General features: G+C 66.1%; 3 protein-coding genes. 2 read left to right on the top strand and 1 reads right to left on the bottom strand.

Translation table 11 applies throughout. The features are described from left to right. On the top strand, positions 1-1093 hold a 1093-nt coding region (locus AC2VOP_RS21225), incomplete at its 5' end, for a flavin-containing monooxygenase (RefSeq protein ID WP_486962797.1). Positions 1094-1151: 58 nt separating this feature from the next. Beyond that, entirely contained in the window at positions 1152-2177 is a 1026-nt protein-coding gene (locus AC2VOP_RS21220; RefSeq protein ID WP_486962796.1) for an NAD(P)H-dependent glycerol-3-phosphate dehydrogenase, read from the top strand. 3 nt (positions 2178-2180) lie between these two features. Here AC2VOP_RS21220 and AC2VOP_RS21215 read toward each other — a convergent pair. Beyond that, the coding region (locus tag AC2VOP_RS21215; RefSeq protein ID WP_486962795.1) for an LLM class flavin-dependent oxidoreductase at positions 2181-2882 on the bottom strand (702 nt) is incomplete at its 5' end.

Here is a 2882-nt window from a genome sequence, read left to right as displayed (position 1 = left end):
CAAGACCTACCGCGCCCGGTTCGTCTTCTTCGGATCCGGCTACTACAACTACGACGAGGGCTACACACCCGAGTTCCCCGGCATCGAGCAGTTCGCCGGGCCGGTGGTGCATCCGCAGCATTGGCCCGACGACCTGGACTGCGCCGACAAGAAGGTGGTCGTCATCGGTAGTGGAGCCACCGCTGTCTCACTGATCCCGTCACTGGCGCAGCAGGCCGCCAAGGTGACCATGCTGCAGCGCTCGCCGACCTACCTCATCTCGGCGTCGAGGTTCAGCCCGTTCGCGGAGATCACCCGGAAAGTGTTGCCGCGCAAGGCAGCACATCTGCTCAATCACATGCGTTATGCATTTTTTGAAGGAATGATCTGGTTTTTTGCCCGCAAGACGCCATGGTTGATGAAATGGTTGCTGCGTCGGACCGCGGTGAGCAACCTGCCCACGGGCTACGACGTCGACACCCACTTCAAACCTCGATACAACCCATGGGACCAGCGACTGTGCCTGATCCCCGACGCCGACCTCTACGTCGCGATCACGGAGGGCCGCGCCGAGGTGGTGACCGACCATATCGACCACGTCGACGCCGCCGGCATTGCCCTGAAATCCGGCGGGCGCCTCGACGCCGACGTGATCGTCACCGCCACCGGTCTGCAACTGCAGGCGCTCGGCGGTGTGCGGGTCAGCATCGACGGCACCGAAGTCAAGCCGGCCGATCGCTTCGTCTACAAGGCGCACATGCTCGAGGACGTGCCCAACCTGTTCTGGTGTGTGGGCTACACCAACGCGTCATGGACGTTGCGCGCCGACATCACCGCACGGGCGACCGCGAAGCTGCTGTCCTACATGCGCTCTCACGGCTACACCCACGCGTACCCGCATCGCGGCGACCAGCCGATGGTCGAGAAGCCGTCCTGGGACATCCAGGCCGGCTACGTGATGCGCTCCCCGCACGCGCTGCCCAAATCCGGGACCAAACGACCCTGGAACGTCCGGCAGAACTACTTCGCCGACGCCATCGACAACACATTCGACCGGATCGAGGAGTCGATGGTGTTCGGCCGCGCCGCCGATCGGGCGCGGCTGGCCGGCTAAGAGCGGTAACTTCGCGAACTTCCGGTGCGCCGGCAGCGCCGGCAATACGCTGAGCATCATGGCAGCTGCTCTTCGCAAACCGAAGGTGGTGGTGCTCGGCGGCGGCTCCTGGGGCACCACCGTCGCATCAATCTGTGCTCGGCGCGCACCGACCCTGCAGTGGGTGCGATCGAAGCAAACCGCAGACGACATCAACGACAACCACCGCAACCACCGCTACCTCGGTAACGACGTGGTGCTCTCCGACACGCTGCGTGCCACCACCGACTTCGCCGAGGCCGCGGGCAGCGCCGACGTCGTCGTGATGGCCGTGCCCTCGCACGGGTTCCGCGGGGTGCTCGAGGAGCTGGCCGCCCAACTGCGGCCGTGGGTGCCGGTGGTCTCCCTGGTCAAGGGCTTAGAGCAGGGCACCAATATGCGGATGTCGCAGATCGTCGACGAGGTGCTGCCCGGGCATCCGGCGGGCATTCTTGCCGGCCCCAACATCGCCCGCGAGGTGGCCGAAGGCTACGCGGCGGCGGCGGTGCTGGCGATGCCGGACCAGCATCTGGCGGCAGAGCTCGCATTATTGTTCCGCACCAGGCGTTTTCGGGTGTACACCACCGACGACGTGACCGGTGTCGAGCTGGCCGGCGCGTTGAAGAATGTCTACGCCATCGCCGTCGGGATGGGCTACTCGCTGGGGATCGGCGAGAACACCCGGGCCATGGTGATGGCCCGCTCGGTGCGCGAGATGGGCAAGCTCGGCGAGGCGATGGGCGGGGCCCGCGATACGTTCGCCGGCCTGGCCGGCATGGGCGACCTGATCGTCACCTGCACCAGCCAGCGCAGCCGCAACCGCTACGTCGGTGAACAGCTCGGTGCGGGCAAGGCGATCGACGAGATCATCGCGTCGATGAGCCAGGTGGCCGAGGGGGTCCGGGCCGCCAGCGTGGTCATGGAGTTCGCCGGCCAGTACGGGCTCAACATGCCGATCGCCCGCGAAGTCGACGGTGTGGTCAACCACGGCTCCAACGTCGAGCAGGCCTACCGCGGGCTGATGGTCGAAACACCCGGACACGAGGTGCACGGCACCGGGTTCTGATGTTCAGGGCCTTCGTCGAGCGGGCGAACATTGCGCGATCAGCGCATCGAGGTTCTCCCGAACACGTTCGGCGGCAATGCCGATCGAGGGCGGATAAACCATGATGTGGTCGAGGACGCCCTCGTAGCGCCGCAACCCGGCACGGACGTCGTCGGCAGTTCCGGCGACGCCCATGGTGTCGATCATCTCGTCGGAGACCGCGTCGAACATGGCCGGAAAGTCACGCCGGGCGAACGCGTCGCGGATCACCTGACCCTCCTTGGCGAAACCGTTGACGTCGAGCACCGTGTCGTAGGTCTTGACCGAGGAGTAAAAGGCGATCTGCTGGGCGAGTTCACGCCGCGCTATGTCGGGGTCGTCGTGGATCGAGCACATCACCATCGAGATGATCTCCACGTCCTTTGCGTTTCGGCCGGCGTGCGCGGCGCCTCTGGCTATCGCCGGCTTGACGACCTCCTCGACGTACGTGGTGGTGAACAGCGGGTGGCCGGCCAACCCGTCGGCAACCCGGCCGGCGGCCTCGCACATCCGGGGACGCACACCGGCGGTGATGATCGGGATGTCGCGCTTGGGTGGCGCGACGCGCTCGGTCGGGACCAGGTTCATCCGGTAGAAGCGGCCCTCGTGCCGGATCGGGCCCTCATGCAGGTTCCAGATACGGCGCACCAGCGGGACGAGTTCCTCCATCCGCAGCGCCGGCGCAGA

The sequence above is a fragment of the Mycobacterium sp. TH-M106 genome, from assembly GCF_057473765.1.
The sequence above is the reverse complement of the archived record's forward strand: the minus strand, read 5'-3'. Positions and strand labels throughout refer to the sequence as shown.